Source organism: Peribacillus alkalitolerans, assembly GCF_010882125.1.
Taxonomy (GTDB): domain Bacteria; phylum Bacillota; class Bacilli; order Bacillales; family DSM-1321; genus Bacillus_BN; species Bacillus_BN alkalitolerans.
The window spans coordinates 1-16,317 of record NZ_JAAGVZ010000005.1; the positions used below are offsets into that span (position 1 = coordinate 1).

Annotated in this window: 18 protein-coding genes; 3 read left to right on the forward strand and 15 right to left on the reverse strand. The window is 35.5% G+C overall.

Features of this window, described 5'->3' with window-relative positions:
* The 10 genes from G3O09_RS07420 to G3O09_RS07465 form a co-directional block, all read right to left on the reverse strand.
* Positions 1-331: IS110 family transposase (locus tag G3O09_RS07420; protein ID WP_240338371.1), on the reverse strand; the 331-nt coding region annotated here is incomplete at its 3' end.
* Between the two features lie 457 nt (positions 332-788).
* A complete protein-coding gene (locus G3O09_RS07425; RefSeq protein ID WP_163100871.1) occupies positions 789-1,562 on the reverse strand; it encodes a CAP domain-containing protein in 774 nt (257 codons plus the stop codon).
* A gap of 565 nt (positions 1,563-2,127) precedes the next feature.
* Entirely contained in the window at positions 2,128-2,880 is a 753-nt protein-coding gene (locus tag G3O09_RS07430) for a CAP domain-containing protein (protein WP_163100872.1), read from the reverse strand.
* Positions 2,881-3,227: 347 nt separating this feature from the next.
* Positions 3,228-3,737 carry a DUF6385 domain-containing protein gene (locus G3O09_RS07435; RefSeq protein WP_163100873.1) on the reverse strand — a complete coding sequence of 170 codons (510 nt, stop codon included), beginning with the start codon at positions 3,735-3,737 and terminating at the stop codon, positions 3,228-3,230.
* Between the two features lie 183 nt (positions 3,738-3,920).
* A complete protein-coding gene (locus G3O09_RS07440) occupies positions 3,921-4,394 on the reverse strand; it encodes a FixH family protein (protein ID WP_163100874.1) in 474 nt (157 codons plus the stop codon).
* 9 nt (positions 4,395-4,403) lie between these two features.
* A complete protein-coding gene (locus G3O09_RS07445; RefSeq protein ID WP_163100875.1) occupies positions 4,404-5,810 on the reverse strand; it encodes a sensor histidine kinase in 1,407 nt (468 codons plus the stop codon).
* Entirely contained in the window at positions 5,807-6,490 is a 684-nt protein-coding gene (locus tag G3O09_RS07450; RefSeq protein WP_163100876.1) for a response regulator transcription factor, read from the reverse strand. The genes G3O09_RS07445 and G3O09_RS07450 overlap by 4 nt, the downstream gene beginning before the upstream one ends.
* 3 nt (positions 6,491-6,493) lie before the next feature.
* Positions 6,494-7,462, reverse strand: a complete 969-nt coding sequence (locus G3O09_RS07455; RefSeq protein WP_163100877.1) for a YncE family protein — start codon at positions 7,460-7,462, stop codon at positions 6,494-6,496.
* A gap of 141 nt (positions 7,463-7,603) precedes the next feature.
* A complete protein-coding gene (locus tag G3O09_RS07460; protein ID WP_163100878.1) occupies positions 7,604-7,903 on the reverse strand; it encodes a rhodanese-like domain-containing protein in 300 nt (99 codons plus the stop codon).
* Positions 7,904-7,916: 13 nt separating this feature from the next.
* Positions 7,917-8,186: a hypothetical protein gene (locus G3O09_RS07465; RefSeq protein WP_163100879.1), complete on the reverse strand. Its 270-nt coding sequence runs from the start codon at positions 8,184-8,186 to the stop codon at positions 7,917-7,919.
* 105 nt (positions 8,187-8,291) lie between these two features.
* Here G3O09_RS07465 and G3O09_RS07470 point away from each other — a divergent pair, with 105 nt between their 5' ends.
* Positions 8,292-8,534, forward strand: a complete 243-nt coding sequence (locus G3O09_RS07470) for a DNA alkylation repair protein (RefSeq protein WP_163100880.1) — start codon at positions 8,292-8,294, stop codon at positions 8,532-8,534.
* Positions 8,535-8,618: 84 nt separating this feature from the next.
* Here the strand turns inward: G3O09_RS07470 and G3O09_RS07475 are convergent, their stop codons facing one another.
* From G3O09_RS07475 to G3O09_RS07490, 4 genes are all read right to left on the reverse strand, one after another.
* The gene (locus G3O09_RS07475; RefSeq protein WP_163100881.1) at positions 8,619-9,446 is read right to left on the reverse strand and encodes a hypothetical protein; all 828 of its coding nucleotides are present in this window, start codon (positions 9,444-9,446) and stop codon (positions 8,619-8,621) included.
* 152 nt (positions 9,447-9,598) lie between these two features.
* On the reverse strand, positions 9,599-11,209 hold the full coding sequence (locus tag G3O09_RS07480; RefSeq protein WP_163100882.1) for an MDR family MFS transporter: 1,611 nt from the start codon (positions 11,207-11,209) through the stop codon (positions 9,599-9,601).
* A gap of 68 nt (positions 11,210-11,277) precedes the next feature.
* Complete coding sequence (locus G3O09_RS07485) at positions 11,278-11,688, reverse strand: MarR family winged helix-turn-helix transcriptional regulator (RefSeq protein ID WP_240338372.1); 411 nt, start codon at positions 11,686-11,688, stop codon at positions 11,278-11,280.
* Between the two features lie 127 nt (positions 11,689-11,815).
* Positions 11,816-12,730: a CobW family GTP-binding protein gene (locus G3O09_RS07490; protein ID WP_163100883.1), complete on the reverse strand. Its 915-nt coding sequence runs from the start codon at positions 12,728-12,730 to the stop codon at positions 11,816-11,818.
* 234 nt (positions 12,731-12,964) lie between these two features.
* Between G3O09_RS07490 and G3O09_RS07495 the strand changes: the two genes are divergently transcribed.
* Both G3O09_RS07495 and G3O09_RS07500 read left to right on the forward strand, forming a co-directional pair.
* Positions 12,965-13,744, forward strand: a complete 780-nt coding sequence (locus G3O09_RS07495) for an STAS domain-containing protein (RefSeq protein WP_163100884.1) — start codon at positions 12,965-12,967, stop codon at positions 13,742-13,744.
* A 101-nt stretch (positions 13,745-13,845) separates the two neighbouring features.
* On the forward strand, positions 13,846-14,565 hold the full coding sequence (locus G3O09_RS07500; protein ID WP_163100885.1) for an AlbA family DNA-binding domain-containing protein: 720 nt from the start codon (positions 13,846-13,848) through the stop codon (positions 14,563-14,565).
* Between the two features lie 5 nt (positions 14,566-14,570).
* Here the strand turns inward: G3O09_RS07500 and G3O09_RS07505 are convergent, their stop codons facing one another.
* A complete protein-coding gene (locus G3O09_RS07505) occupies positions 14,571-15,539 on the reverse strand; it encodes a nuclease-related domain-containing protein (RefSeq protein WP_163100886.1) in 969 nt (322 codons plus the stop codon).
* Between the last annotated feature and the right edge of the window lie 778 nt (positions 15,540-16,317).

Here is a 16,317-nt window from a genome sequence, read left to right on the forward strand (position 1 = left end):
CCCGATATAATTGAGCTAAACGAACAGAGTCTCTACGATCTGTTTTAATGCGTTCTCCCGGTCTTTTTGGAATAAGTGATGGGGCAATCACCGAACAGTGAATATTCAACGAAATGAAAAGTCGATACAACGGATATCCTGTTGGACCAGCCTCATAACAAACACGCAGCGATTCTGGACTTCCTAACTTCTTCATTAATTTTTTCACTGCTTCTGGGGTATGGGGAATCAAACCCCAATATCTTGGTTCTTCTCGTCCTTCTTCCGCAATAGCAACTGCAATTTTTTCTTTTGATACGTCTAAACCTACGTATTTTATGGTATCCTTCATAATGACTAGCTCCTTCCGTAATGTAGCTCTGATTTGGGTATGTTTTCTAACAGTAAACATTCTAACCAAATTAACCTACGATGTTACGAGTAAGGAGCTAGTTTCGTTCATGATAACTCGTCGCTACCGCTCCTGCGGGGTCTCGCCTGTAACGCTTATCCCCCAGGAGTCAAGCGCCCTCCACTCCAATCAACAAAGAGCTAAAAATCAACTATGGACTCTAACACAGCCATTAAAAATAAAATCGATTAACTTTACTTACAGTACATATTTCAGTATGAGTAGGATGTGTCAAAAGAAGTGATTTTAAAGACCCTTTTCTTAACAGTTGATAAACCCATTTTCCACAATGCCAATTTTAATCATTTTATTTCACCAAAATTGCTCGGTTATTTTTATAAATCTAAATAAAAAAGGACCTGCTCCTAATGGAGCGGTCCAATTTTTTTAAATCAAATTATTTCCCTATGAACATTTGTGTCCAGTAATTACCGCCTGCAACATGACCTACACCGATGTGTGTGAAGCTTGAGTTCATGATGTTTGCACGGTGTCCTTCACTATTCATCCAAGCTTGTACAACTTCTTCTGGAGATTGTTGTCCTTGTGCAATGTTTTCTCCAGCTGAAGTATAAGAAATACCGAATTGTTTCATCATATCAAATGGAGATCCGTAAGTTGGGCTTGTATGAGAGAAATACCCTTTGCTCTTCATATCTTCAGATTTCTTGCGTGCTACGTTGCTTAATGCAGTATCAAGCTTAAGAGCTGATAGTCCAGCCTTTGCACGTTCAGCATTCGTTAATTCCACTACTTTTTGCTCATAAGCACTTACTGCTCCTGTTGATGCTGCTGGTTTAGATGGAGTAGTAACTGGTTTTTGAGCTGTAGTTTTTTGAGTCGGTGCTGCTGCTGGCTTTTGTGTTGTTGTTGCTGGCTTTTGTGTTGTTGTTGCTGGTTTTTGTACTGGTGCTGCCGCAGGCTTTTGAGCAGGTGCTGCAGGGCATGGATTATATCCTGCTTGTCCTTGTAATTGAGGTGTTAGATTTGAAAATCCATATTGTTTTAAAATTTGATTTAATTGTGCATTTAAATCTTTGTAATTATTATATTTATAAACCGAAGTTTTAACTGTTGTAGTTGGTGCCGCTGCATCTGCCTTTCCTGCTGCTGCTCCTGTAAACATGATCGTTGCTGCTGTTGCTATAGTAACAAGTGCTTTCTTTTTCATAAAAAGTATGCCTCCTGTTTGTTCAGTAGTTTTTGTTGCTGTTGTTGCTGCTCATAAATCATAACACGTGTTTTTCGTAATAATAGGTCCATAAATTCCCAGATTGATATTCTAATATAATTTAATCGTTAAAGTTTAATAGAAATAAAAAAAGCTCCCTTTAAACAAAGGAAGCTCAATGCTTGTTCATAAATGGAAATAAATCAAAATAGTTCCAATCAAGTTTAATTTATACCAACCCTACCAAATACATAATAAAATATCAGTATTGACATGTTTTTATTTTCATTTGTATTGTTACTAATGTTTCATAGTGATTTCCTTGAATTCATATTTGAATTCATATTGTCGTTCACTTGTAATAATCCTTTCATAAAAAAATGCATCCCCTGAAAAGAGGATGCAAGAGTAGTTTAGTATCGAATCCTTTTAAAGTTGTTCTATTTTGAATTTGAGCTCAAGCTATAAAAGCACTTTTTATATCTATACGAATACAATAGGATTTAAATTGAACTTAAAAGGACCTGCTCCTAAACGGAGAGGTCCTTTTTTGGGTTATTCATTATTATTTTCCGATGAACATTTGAGTCCAGTAGTTGCCGCTTGCAACATGTCCTACACCGATGTGTGTGAAGCTTCTGTTCATGATGTTTGCACGGTGTCCTTCACTATTCATCCAAGCTTGTACAACCTCTTGTGGAGAACGTTGGCCTTGTGCAATGTTTTCTCCAGCTGAAGTATAAGAAATGCCGAATTGTTTCATCATATCAAATGGAGATCCGTAAGTTGGGCTTGTATGTGAGAAATACCCTTTGTTCTTCATATCTTCAGACTTCTTACGTGCTACGTTGCTTAATGCAGTATCAAGCTTAAGCGCTGGAAGTCCAGCTTTTGTACGCTCAACGTTCGTTAATTCCACGACTTTTTGCTCGTAAGCACTTACTGCTCCAGTTGATGCTGCTGGTTTAGATGGAGTAGTAGCTGGCTTTTGTACTGGTGCTGCTGGTTTTTGTACAGGTGCTGCTGGCTTTTGAGCAGGTGCTGCTGGCTTTTGTGCTGGTGCTGCTGGCTTTTGAGTTGGTGCTACTGGGCATGGTTTATAACCAGCTTGTCCTTGTAATTGAGGGATAACATTTGTTAATCCATATTGTTTTAAAATTTGATTTAATTGTGAGTTTAAATCTTGTAAATTATTAAATTGGTAAACTTGTGTATTTACAGTTGTAGTTGGTGCCGCTGCATCTGCCTTACCTGCTGCTGCTCCCGTAAACATGATTGTTGCTGCTGTTGCTATAGTAACAAGTGCTTTCTTTTTCATAAAAGTTATGCCTCCTGTTTGTTCAGTAGTTTTTGTTCTGTTCTTGCTGCTCCTAAATCATAACACACGATTTTTGTAAAAATAGATCCATAGATTTCCAAATTAATATATTAATATATTTTCAAGCAACCAAATTCTTTAAAAACAAAAAAAAACCTCCTTAAAACTAAGAAGGAGTTGTGTTTGGTTAAATATGTAATCACATTACTTATTTTGCTAAAAAACCATTTTTCTTACAACATTGCCAGATACATAATAAATTATTGCTATTGACGCTTTTTTGAGCGCTTTCATTTTATTACTAATGTTACAATCAGGTTTCCATAAAAACATCCATTTATCATCCGTTACTTTTCAGCTTGTAAATAAACGAATACTTCTTTCCCTGCTCTTCCATGAATCCTAACACGTACAAATCTAGACAAATCACAGATTGTAATGTAATCTGTATCGCCCATTTGTAAATCGTTTATTGCAAACTTTTTTATAAAATGTACATTATCTGGGCTAAGTTCTACAAGGAATTGAATAGATCCGTATGTTTTTTGATTGATTACATAAATTGAATATCTTTTGAAATGACTTACATCGAAAGTAATAAATGCCTTTCCATCATTCTTTATGATTAAGGATTTTTTAATATTAATAAAATGTTCTTCATTATCTTTGACCCATTCACGTGAGTCTTGTTGTACAGGTTTCTCAAGATTTGGTGGATTAAAAACAACAGATTCAATCTTCCTTACTTTAAAGGACCACTGATTAGGAATGTCTTCACCAAATATAGACTCTTCCTTTATCACGAAGCTGGATGGATCAATAGGTGAAGTTACTTCAGTCAGCCTATCTTCGATCATGTTATTCACCTCGTCTATACGCATATAGTAAATAACTATTCGCATTATGTAGGTTACAGAACTTATACCCTTTACTTCTATTATTAAACTATAGGCTCTGTAAAACTCATCTGTTTAACTTAGCCACATTAAAATGGGCCATTCATCAAACTTGATGAATGGCCCTTATAGGTACAAATGAAATTAATGATGCTGCGAACTATTCTCAGCTTTTTTCGATTCTGATTGGTTCATATTGCTTTTAGATTTGGTTTCTGGTTCACTTGGTGCTCCGACAACGAATTCTTTTTTCGGCATATTATGCATGCCCCTTGCTGTTACATGGGCATAAACATAATATGTTCCCTCTTCACTAAATTGTTTCTCTAATTCATATCTACCGTCTTTTGAGTGTTGAACTACTATTTCTTCATGTTCCTCGCTCTGAGAGCGCCAAATTTCAAATTTCACTTCGTCAGCGTCTGTCACTTTATCTTTTCCAAAAGATACGTCAGCCGTAAAACGAATGGTTTCATTTACAATAGCTTGTTCAGGATCAACCACAAGATTTACTTCTAGGAATTCGATTTCCTCATTTTGAGGATCTGTTTCTTTCGAACATCCTGCTAATAATAATAGAAATAACAATGACGCTAAAATCATTTTCTTCAATTTCATCTACCTACTTTACTCTTCATTTATAGTCGGAAATAGCAAATGTACATTAGTTCCTTCATTTACTTTACTTTCTATTTCAATGCTTCCTCTGTGCATGTCCATAAGTTTTTTCACAATGGATAATCCTAAACCAGTTCCACCGTCATTCCTGCTCCTAGCTTTATTGACTCGATAAAATCGTTCCGTTAGTTTAGATAAGTGTTCGACTGCAATACCGGGGCCATTATCTGCTATCGTCACCTTACACTGGTCGCCCTTCCCTTTCAGGGTAATAGAGATTTCCCCGTTAACTGGAGTATATCGGATGGCATTCTCTAATACATTTTGCAAAATTTGTCCAAGCCTCAAATCATCCCCATAAATAATAGGCTCCGGATCAAGGTTGATTATTAATTGAATTCTTTTATCTGATAATTTAACCCTATACTTTTCAAGAAAATCTTCTATAAATTGAGCTAGGGCGATTGGTTGAGTATCCATCTCAAATTGATGTGATTCTAATTTTGAAAGATCTAACAAATCTTGGACCAATTCCTGAAGGTGTACTGTCTCTTTTGCAACTAAGTTCAAATATTTTCTTTCATCTTCAGGTTTATGTATGATCCCATCAATCAAGGCTTGTGTATAGCCTTTTATATAACTTAATGGCGTTCTTAATTCGTGCGAAACATCGGCAAGAAATTCTCTCTTGCGTTCATCCTCTAGCTGAATCGCTTCAGACATTTGATTGAATGCTACAGCAAGACTTCCTATTTCATCGGTTCCTTCGACTTCAACTCTCGTTGCGAAATCTCCTTTTGATACACGATAGGCTGCGTTTTCCATTTCTTTTAAAGGTTTAATGAGACGATTGATCCAATGTGTGCCAATAAACAAAAAGACTATGATAAACAAAAATGCTGAAATAAGCCAAAAAGTTGTAAATTCATTCATTAATTCTGTAATGGACGCCAAGGGGAGATACAAATAGATGATTCCCTCTAACCTGTCTTCATCCAATAAAGGATAAATGACTGCCAATATTGTTCTGTCAAACCTTTCTTCATAGCCTTGCTTTTCAACTGGTTTTCCTTTCAATAGGTTTTGACGCTCTTCCTCTGAGATAAGAGTATTATAATCGATATCAAAAGGAAGGCATGCACTAAGTTCCCTTGGATTATTCACAACAAAAATTTCAGCATTGTTTTTCGCATTATACCACTCGGTTTTTTCCTTAAATTCTTCAGATAGAGGTCCACCCATATAATCACTGGCCAACAATTCCGCTTGTGTTAACAAATTTTCCTCTACATGAGTGACATATACCTTTTCATAAAAGAACTGAGATAACAAATAAGCAAACAATAGTGAAACTATTACAGTAGTAGCAACTGTAATCCAGAGTTTTTTTGCAAGGTTCAATTTTAGCTTATTCATGTATTTTCCTCGAATTTATAGCCAATGCCCCAAACAGTTTGAATATAATCTGCTCCTTTAAGTTTCATTCTTAATGTCTTTATATGAGTATCAACAGTTCTTAAAGAGCCTTCATAGTCCGTGCCCCAAATATGATTCAATAATTGTTCCCTACTTAGGACTTGATTTTTATGTTCATATAAAAACAGGAGAAGTTCATATTCTTTTAATGTTAAATTGATCACTTTCTGACTTACTGCTACCTTTCTTGATTTTTGATTTATTGTTAAACTTCCTACATGTATTTGATCCATATCATCAGTACTTTGTATTTTTCCGGCCCGTCGTAACAGTGCTTCTATTCGTGCCATAAGTTCGCCAGGACTGAAAGGTTTGACAACATAATCGTCACCACCAAGTTTTAACGCTTTCACCTTATCCCACTCTTCCCCTTTTGCACTAATAAAGATAATTGGTGTGTCTTTTGAATTTCTTATCCTCTCACATAACTCAAAGCCGTTCATTCTAGGCATCATCACATCCAACAAGACGATATCGACATCTTGATCTTCCATGACTTTTAGTGCTTCCTGTCCATCCTGGGCATGTAGACATTGATATCCAGAATTCATTAGATACATTTCTAATAGATGCCTCATATCCTCTTCGTCATCTACGATTAATACTCTATAGTTCATCATCCGTTACTCCCTTGCAAACAAATGAAAAGGTCCATTTCCTACTTTAACCGTTTTTAAAATTCTCATAGTATTAGGATCTAAAATTGAAATATCATTGCTATCGTAGCCAGCGACGAGCAAGTTTCCTTTAAATTCAAGCAAATAAAAGGGATTGACACCAACTTGAATGCTTTCTAATTTATTTTGAGACCAGCGATAGATTGAACTGGAACCATGGCTCACAATGAATGTACCATTCTTTGTATCCTTTAGAAAAATTGGCATGGTAGGCGCATTAATACTTTTAATTAATTTTCCAGTATCTATTGAATAAACATGGACGTTATCCTCGACATTTGATCCCAATCCATGACCACCAACCCAAAGCTCACTATCATTTTCATTAAGAAGGATACCTGAGGAAGAAGAATTAACAGTTATACCATCTTCCGCTCTATACGTTTTTGAATTAATAATCGAAACCTTCGTATCATGGAAATTCAAGACAAAAAGCTGCTCTCGTTTCTCGGACTCCACTAATGATATCGGTGATTTGCCTGTTTTTACTTTTCGTTGTTCTTTACCTTTGTTAGTAAAAAATCGAATCTGATCTTTTACTTGATCAACTAAAGCTAATTCGTTGGATGTTTTCAATTGTACAATTTGAACAATTCCCTCTCCAACGTTCCAGGAATCTATAAGTGCCCCTTTACTTAATGAAAATACATCAACTGTCTTCATTTGCTTACCATAAACCAACAAAGTATCTTTATCATCTAATAGAAGTGCTCCAGTAATGGGACGTTTTAAATTCCATGTAGCCAGATTTTCCCCAGACATAGCATCTTGAAAGGATAAACTGCCATCTTTTAAGTTGACCGAAGCATAAAAAGATACTGATTCATTAATTCTCTTATAATTATCCTTTTGACACCCTGAAAGAATAATGGAAAAAACACAAATGCCAATGATAATTAATGTAGTCCTATTCATCTCAATCTCCTCTTTTACTACTCTCCTATAAGTGTAAATGTTCTATGTGAAAAATGTGTGAAAGAACAGTACAATTATTTGACCAAATCATGAATAAAATCCCGGTTTAGGCCGGGATTTCAATTATTATTGGTATGTATTCTATTCTCTTTTACCTTCCCAAGCAGACATGCCTCCTAGGATATCGATCGTCTTAAAGCCTTGAGACTCCAAAAATTCTTGAGCTCTAGCACTCCTTCCACCTGCATGGCAAATGATATGATATTCTTTATCTTTGTCTAGCTCTTGTAATTTGGACTCTAATACACTTAAAGGAACATTGATTGCACCAGGAATTTTCCCGTCACTTTCCACTTCACCTATTTCACGCACATCCAATAAAGTCAAATCCTCATTATTGTCCAATTTCTCCATTACTTCTGTAGTAGTCATCTTTTTCATATCTTTATTCCTCCTAAAGGTTCTTCATAATGTTTAAGTATTGTTGTAGCAAAGCTGATTTTTCATTTTCATGCAAAGTTGATTCGATTAGTCTCGCTATGCTCATATAAAATTTTTCATACTTTGACTTACGAATTCTTGGATGCGAATTCTCATCTAGCAATTCTCTTTTAATCAGTTCATGCAATACACCTGATGGATCTTCACCATCCGTAATATTGCGATTATTCCATATTTGTTGATAACATTTCAATAGCTCATTATGAGAAATTTCCGTATCCATACAAAATTCCCACTTTCTCTATGGTTTCCCTATTCATGTTACATAGTTTTTGTCCTAAATACAAAAAATAACATCGACAAAATTATTTCAGAAAGGATGTACACCATGACATCTCCATATCGTTGTCCAAATTGTAAAACAAATAAAAGTAGATTTAATTTAATTGAACAGGTTGTGACACCAGTTAAAATGGATCCTCAAACAGGAACAATCGTAGAACAGTATGAAAACAATGCTTTAGAACCTTTCCATATGCCGTATCGAGGTCCAGAATATCGAGTTCAATGCGCTGCATGTGGCTTGGTTGAAGACGAAAAAACATTTGCAGCTTATGGTGGGTTGAATTAGCAAGGCTAAAAGTCTCTGTTTTAAGCTTTAATCACGAAAAAATCTATCTTATTCATGTAAAAATAAGATAGATTTTTTTATTGGTTATTTTATTTTTTTGAAAAATTTCTTCGAGTCCACTTTCCAGCTTTCTAGAGGTGAAGTTCTCACCAGGAAAATATTCATGGAAACCCTTTTTTCTCCGTTATCAGTCAACACACTTAAAGTAACAGGAATATTAACTCCTCCCCGAAGAGGATTTTTGTCAGAATCGATATGCAGTTCCTGTAATCTAATGGCCTTTATATCATAAAATTGTTTATCATTCATTTCAGTAATTTTTTGAAGACTCATGTAATTAAACAGTTTTAAATCCTGTTGTTCCAAAGAAGCAATGTAGGCTTTTACTGTTTCGGATGGAGTAAGGCCAGTCAAATATTCATCCAACTTCCCTGCAGCTTTTAAGGTCATTAATAGATGAGAAAGATCCATTTTATTTGAGCTATGCGTAATACTTCCGAAAAAATGAATACAAAAATGACCAGGAAAGTTATTTGGCAATGCACCGGCGCCATGAGGCATACCATGCATGGAAGCTGCTAGCAATCGATCTTCATCCAATATCAATATTGCCCTCCTCTTCCAGCTCCACTTTCCGTTAAAGATACTTTTCATTATTTTCGTATCTTCGGTTGTTAACGGTTGCACATCCGCATGATACATTCCGGCCCGCCGTTGAACTTTGAATGATTTTTTTGTTTCTACATCAATAACAGTAAAAGAAGCATACTTTGGCAGAATAAGATTCACTTCGTTCCAAGGCAACATCTCCACTTGAAATGAAATCGGCGAATCAGGATCCTTCTCAACTTCTGCATGAGTCTGAGAAGATTGACTTAGAGCAAGGAAAAATAATAAAAGGATTTTTTTCATATTCAGACACCCCTTTTTCATCCTTATTATTTTTCATGATTTAACACCGATTATTCCATTTGAAAATTCGTAATGATGACCAAAAATGGAAAAAAAAAGAGCCCATGAAATTCTCCATGGGCTCTCTATCCAGATGATTTATTAAATATAAATTAACTATTTACAACTTCTTTCTTTTCTTCAATTTCTCGGTTTTTATCTTTTGATTGTGACTGCCTTAAAGGAATTTCCTTCAGCAGGAAAGTGAGCAGGAATCCACTAAATACGACAAGCGATCCAACTAAGAAAACATCCGTGATGGCGTCAGTCATAGCTTTTCTTACCATTTCAATCATACCATCGAATACTGAAAGCATCTCAGATGGAACATTACTTCTGATTTCAGCTAATTTTTCATGACTGATAAGCAGTTGTGGATTCTGAATTTTTGTCAACAGTTCTGACATTCCATTCGACCCAACCTCACCCTGAGATGCTTGGGCAGATTCTGTAATTTTGTCAGTCATTTTATTGTTCATTAATGTTCCCATTAAACCAACACCAACTGTTCCACCTATCTGTCTGAATAATTGAACGGAGGATGTTGCGACCCCTAACAATTTTTGATCGATTGCGTTTTGTACGGTCAATGTAAATACAGGCATACTTAACCCGAGACCAAAACCGACAATAATATTGTACAAAGTTGCAATTGTAAGGGTGGTTTCGTGCCCCATCAACGACTGCAGATACATCCCAGAGGACATAATCAGAAGCCCTAATAGTGCATTTCTTTTATACTTACCGGTTTTAGTAATCATTTGGCCTGATATAGTACTAGCTACTACCATGCTAATCGTCATTGGCATCATGATAAATCCTGATTTCGTTGCAGATGTCCCAATTACTCCTTGAATGAAAAAGGGCATATACATAATTGCACCGAACATACCAAACCCTAGGATAAATCCGATGATGTTGGATAGGGTGAATATTTCATTTTTAAAAAGTCCAAGTGGCAAAACTGGGCTTTTCGCTCTCTTCTCTACAAAAATAAATAAAGAAAGTGCAATTAAAGTCCCTATTAAAAGACTGAGGATGGGCATTGAAATCCAATCATAATCTTTTCCACCCCAAGTAAAGGCAAGTAGCAAAGGAACAATGGTTAAGGTGATCATTATTGAACCCAAGAAATCAATTGGTTCCTTTTGTTTTGCTTCAACTTTTGGAAAAAGGACCATGATCATAAAAAATGCTATCAATCCTACCGGTAAGAATACCCAGAAGACCCAATGCCAATCTGAATTATCGACAATCCAACCGCCTAATGTCGGTCCAAAAACACTAGCTAAACCGAAAACTGATGTCATCAATCCTTGCCAACGCCCCCGTTCACGTGGTGAAAATAAATCACCAATTGCAGTAAAGGAAGTGGACATTATAAGTCCTGCACCTAAACCTTGGATTCCTCGAAAAATAATTAGCTGAATAATATCATTTGAAAGGCCTGATAAAAATGAACCCACAGTAAAGATACCTATTCCGACTAGAATGAACGGTTTTCTTCCATAGATATCGGAAAGCTTTCCTACAAGTATCGCAGTTACACTAGATGTAAGCATATACATAGTGAAAACCCAGCTATAATATTCCATTCCACCTAATGTGGCTATTATTTTGGGCAATGCCGTTCCAACAATGGTCTGATTAAGAGCTGCAAATAACATAGCAGACATAATGGCCAACATAATGGCAAGTTTTTTCTTATGTTCAAGATGTTCCACGATTTTCTCCCCTTTTATATTACGATATTTAAAAAATTAACTAAGTGAAGTATTAGTCATCAAAATATCTACTCCAAACGCCTAAACAATTGAATGAATTGCTCAAGTTCTTCCTCAGTAAACTTATCAAATTTTGAACGTAGGAATTCTGACTTCTTTTTTTCCAGCTCTCCAGCTTTCATCTTTCCCTCTTCAGTAAGAGAAATCAATACTAACCTTCGATCTTGATCACTACGAAGTCTTATGATAAATCCTTTTTTAACAAGAGAATCCGTTACACTTGTAATATGGCTTGCAGATACATTTAGATATTTAGATATAGAAGAAGCTGGACTATTTCCGTTTAATAGAAGAAACCTTAATACTGAGAATTCATTTGCATTCAGTTGTGTTCCATATAGTTCATTTAAGTCAAAACGCATTTGCCTAAATACTTTTCGAAATAACTTTTCAAGTTGATAAATTTGATTTTCGTTCAATTTTAATTTCTTCCTTTACTTTATAAATAGTTAACTTGGTTAATAAAATAATATTAGTTGGAATTGCCACATATGTCAAATGCCAATAAAAAGGTATGGCTATGATAAAGCCATACCTTTGAAAATCTTATAGAGCAGTTTGTAAATCTTCAAGTTGTTTAATTATCATTACCCTATCCAATGATTCCCCAATAATTACAAGATTCAATGGCATCTTCATTACTTCTGGTATGGACATGGGCATACCATATGAATATTGAAAAAGATGAGGGTACTGCGAATGGCTGAATGGAATATATCCTTTCATACGATAGACTGTATCAGGTAGGCTCCTTAGCCAATTTTCAAATTTCTCATGTGAAATTACACCTTTGAAAGTATGAACAATGGTTTGTAATTGCAAATCTTTTTTTCCAGAGTTTCCTGAATAGTTCTTCTCGCCTAAAGTAACACCGTGGATAGCATTCAATCCTACCATTGAATGTTCTGTCATGATAAGTTTCGCACTAGAATTAATGTGTTGAATCTCAAAACTAATCTGGCCAGCTTCCATTTCAGAAACTAAATCTTTTTTATTCAAAATTAATAAATCGGCATGCTGGATTTGTTCAAGCATTAAATGTCGGATTTGTGGTGAAAAACTGGCACGATCTTTCCATCTCAGCATATCTACAACAGTAATAATACCTTTGTACTGTAAACGAGTAGCAAAAAGAGGGGATAGTATCGCATCTAATACTTCAACGGGATGTGCAGCACCTGTTGTTTCTATGTATATGGCGTCTAAATCATGTGTAAGTATATCCTGTATTTGAGCTTCAAGCTTATCTTGAATAGTACAGCATATACATCCATCAAACATCTCCTTTAATGGAACCTGGTTGTCAAAGGCTTGGGAATCGACAGATACCTTCCCTAACTCATTAAGTAAAATGGCAATTTGACGTCCACTTTTTTTCTCATCACTCACAATTTTTTGTAACAACGTCGTTTTTCCGCTGCCCAAAAAACCACCTAAAATATAAATTTCTGTTAATTTCATGATAATCTCCTTGATACATATATAGGGGAATCGTATCACATTCCAATGGAATTTGTATATTCATCTAACAGCATTTCAATGGCATCTTGGGTTTACCCACTATTAAAATATTTTCACCTTTCCCAGATTGTAGTCATATAAACTCATTTTCCCATCCTACTATTTTTAAAAAGTAAATGGATTATGTAATCTGATATAATAAGGTATATTTAACGGAAAAGGAGCCCTGAGAAAATGTCTATTGGAAATTTACCAAACAATCTTTTATTAGAAAACGTTTTGGAAGTAATAGATGAATCCATTCTTGTGGCTGACCTTGAATTTCGTCTCGTTTGGATGAACAGTACTGCTATCCAGACTCTTGGCCCCCTCATGAAGCTGTTTGGAATAAAAGACGGTGAAAACATACTCGGTAAGCACATGGATTTTTTCCATAAAAACCCCCACCATCAACATCGAATCATGGAATCGCTTTCCCATAGCCACCGTACTCGTATTTCCATAAAGGATCAATATTATGCAGAAACGGTCATCACACCTATTTTTGATCCTCAAAAAATAAAACAAGGTTACTTAATGATGCTTGTAGATGTCACCGAAAAGGCACAAGAGGAAAAAGAAAGAGAAAAAATGATAGACCTCCTATCGACACCTATCATGAAGCTCTGGGATTATGTATTGGCCGCTCCTATTGTCGGCATATTAAACGATGATAGAGCAGAGAGACTGACTCATACAGTCCTGCAAAACTGTGTAAAGGAACGTGCTGAATTTTTTCTCCTAGATGTCTCTTCATTGAATGAAATTGATACAAATACAGGGCATTATATAAATAAAATCTGTCAAACATTACGGCTTATTGGAACAAAATGCTACATTGTTGGAGTTTCCCCTCAATTAGCTCAATCCATCTCAAACCATCATTACCAATGGAAAACCTTCTCTCACGTTCAAAATGCACTTATAGAAGTACTACCCTTCAGTGATAAAATTATAGAAGAACAAAATACTTAGGCCAGGTTTAACAAAACTTGGCTTTTTCTCATTTCGTTGTCTCTCATTCAGTATTAGTTGACTATAATAATAAAAAAGATTATTAGGAAGGAAGGAGGAGCATGCTCTTTTCCAATATTTATCCTGTCGTGTTAAAAAAGTTTTTACTGGATCCCTCAAAGGAAAATCTCCGAGAAGTATTATTACATAATACAGGAGAAACGGACTTTCTGGATTTCAAAACAAAATGGATTGAGCTAACAAAGCTAGCAAAACATATACTGGCCATCGCAAACTCTGGTGGGGGTTGTATTATAGTCGGTGTCAGTCAATCATCAAAGGGTACGGTCCAACTGGATGGTTTATCAAACCAAGATTTCTTAGACAAAGCGGATATAGACAATAAGCTTCAGAACCTACTCCCTAAATACCTCAAATACCGAACCGAAGACTATCAATTTTCCAAACGGACACACGCATTACTTCAAGAAAAAAGGTTCCAAGTCCTATTTATTGACTATGACCCAAAATATGTACCTTACACCTCCATTGTCCAACAAGGTGAACTACGATATGGGGCCATCTATGTTAGACAAGGAACTAAATCCATCGAAGCCTCCAATGATAAACTGGTTGAAATCATACTGAGAAAAGTCCAATCCGGCGGATCGAATACAAATGAGGTTTTACTACAAGACCACCTAAAGCAATTAAAAATATTATATGACGAATTAAATATACACAGTGAAGCGGAATACCGATCTTTTCTTAAAGAAATGATCGAGGAGAAAAAGAGAGTGATTAAGAAGGAATTGAGTTTGGAGGATGGGATGGAGTTATAGCTTGGTCAACTTTTTTCAAGCTGATAACGCCTATCCTTGAATTTCCCTGTAAAAGGGAAATTAAGTTTCTTTAACCATCGGTAACAGACTGAGTCAGATTCGAGCAAAAAATATGTTTTCAGTTGTCCACTTGAGATTTGGGAATTAAATAGTAGTTTATAATCATGGAGAGCCTGTACATGGGCATCTTTAGAGATATGTAAGCATTTTGGGCAATACCATTTCATATAAATACTCTTCATGGGACTATCTTTACATTCAGGACAGAGAACCCCATTGATTAGATCTACAGTTTGCAATTGAAATTGAGATAAAACATCCACATTTCCAGGAATATGGTTTGAAACTAAATGATCTGTTAATCGGATAAGATCTTTGGTGGTTAATACTTCCCTTTTATATGTATCCTCGAAAGCCTTGATCCTCTCAGGCAAAGTAGCACTTCGAATCACCTTATTAAAGTATCCATCAGTGTCATAAATACTTTTAAGAATTGCTGAAGGATTGGTCATTACAACCAAGGTCTCAATTGGGATATAAGGCAAATTGATATTCTTAAGTTGTTCTCTCAAAAAAATTTCCTGCCTATTAATTTGAATGATTGGATCAGGCAATACCTCTTCCTTGCCATAATATTTGCGTATGACTTGTTTGAACTTTGAATCGAATATTAATTCACCGGAAATGTTTTTCAATTCTAAATTGAGGAAATGAGTTTTGGAGAGTATGAGGACATCGATTTGGAAGTAGGTTGAATTGGATTTGAGACGAAGGTCGTTAATAATATGAAAGTCTTTACTGTCAATAAGTCGATAAAGATAGTAATCGATTGATTGTTCACCTCTGTAACCTGATAGTCGTTTCGCTAGTTCAGCTTCGATTACCCTGCGTTTTACGTGGTCTTTAGGCAACCTCCTTAGTAATGATTCCAACTTTTGAATAGGAATAGGTAATGTCCGTTCTTTTTTTATCAAATGGCATTTCTCCTTTCTTGAATAATAATTTCTATTTCGAGATTTTGATTTCCTGCTGGATTATTTATTTTGAGGGGGATTTTAATAATTAGTAGCGGGTTTCGACGTGTTCCATAGATTGAGCTATCTATAGATAGTCCTTTTAATTTCTGGTAGTAAGTTCAATGTCACCTTAAAAATAATAACCAATAAATCACTCGCTCTACCCCTTTTATCGATCACTTTACCCCCAATACCCTTCACTTTCTGTCCTTTTACCCTTCGCTTTTGGGCAAAATCTATTTTTTCCCACTTTTTGAACCGGATATCCTTTAATTAAGTGACATACCCATACTTTTTTCCATATATCCTTCACTAATCCGATTTATCATTCACTTTCAAACAGATGAATGACTCTTTGATTCCCTTATTATTTGATCTCCTCAAATTTTCCCTTCACTCTCTGCCTTTTATCATGCACTTCAGCCCCGATACCCTTCACTTTCTGTCCTTTAACCCTTCACTTTTCAAAATTTACCCTTCGCTTTTGGGCAAAATCTAATTTTTTCCCACTTTTTGAACCGGATATCCTTTAATAAAGTGACATACCCATACTTTTTTCCATATATCCTTCACTAATCCGATTTATCATTCACTTTCAAACAGATGAATGACTCTTCGATTCCCTTATTATTTGATCCCCTCCAATTTATCCTTCACTCTCTGCCTTTTATCATGCACTTCAGCCCCGATACCCTTCACTTTCTGTCCTTTAACCCTTCACTTTTCAAAATTTACC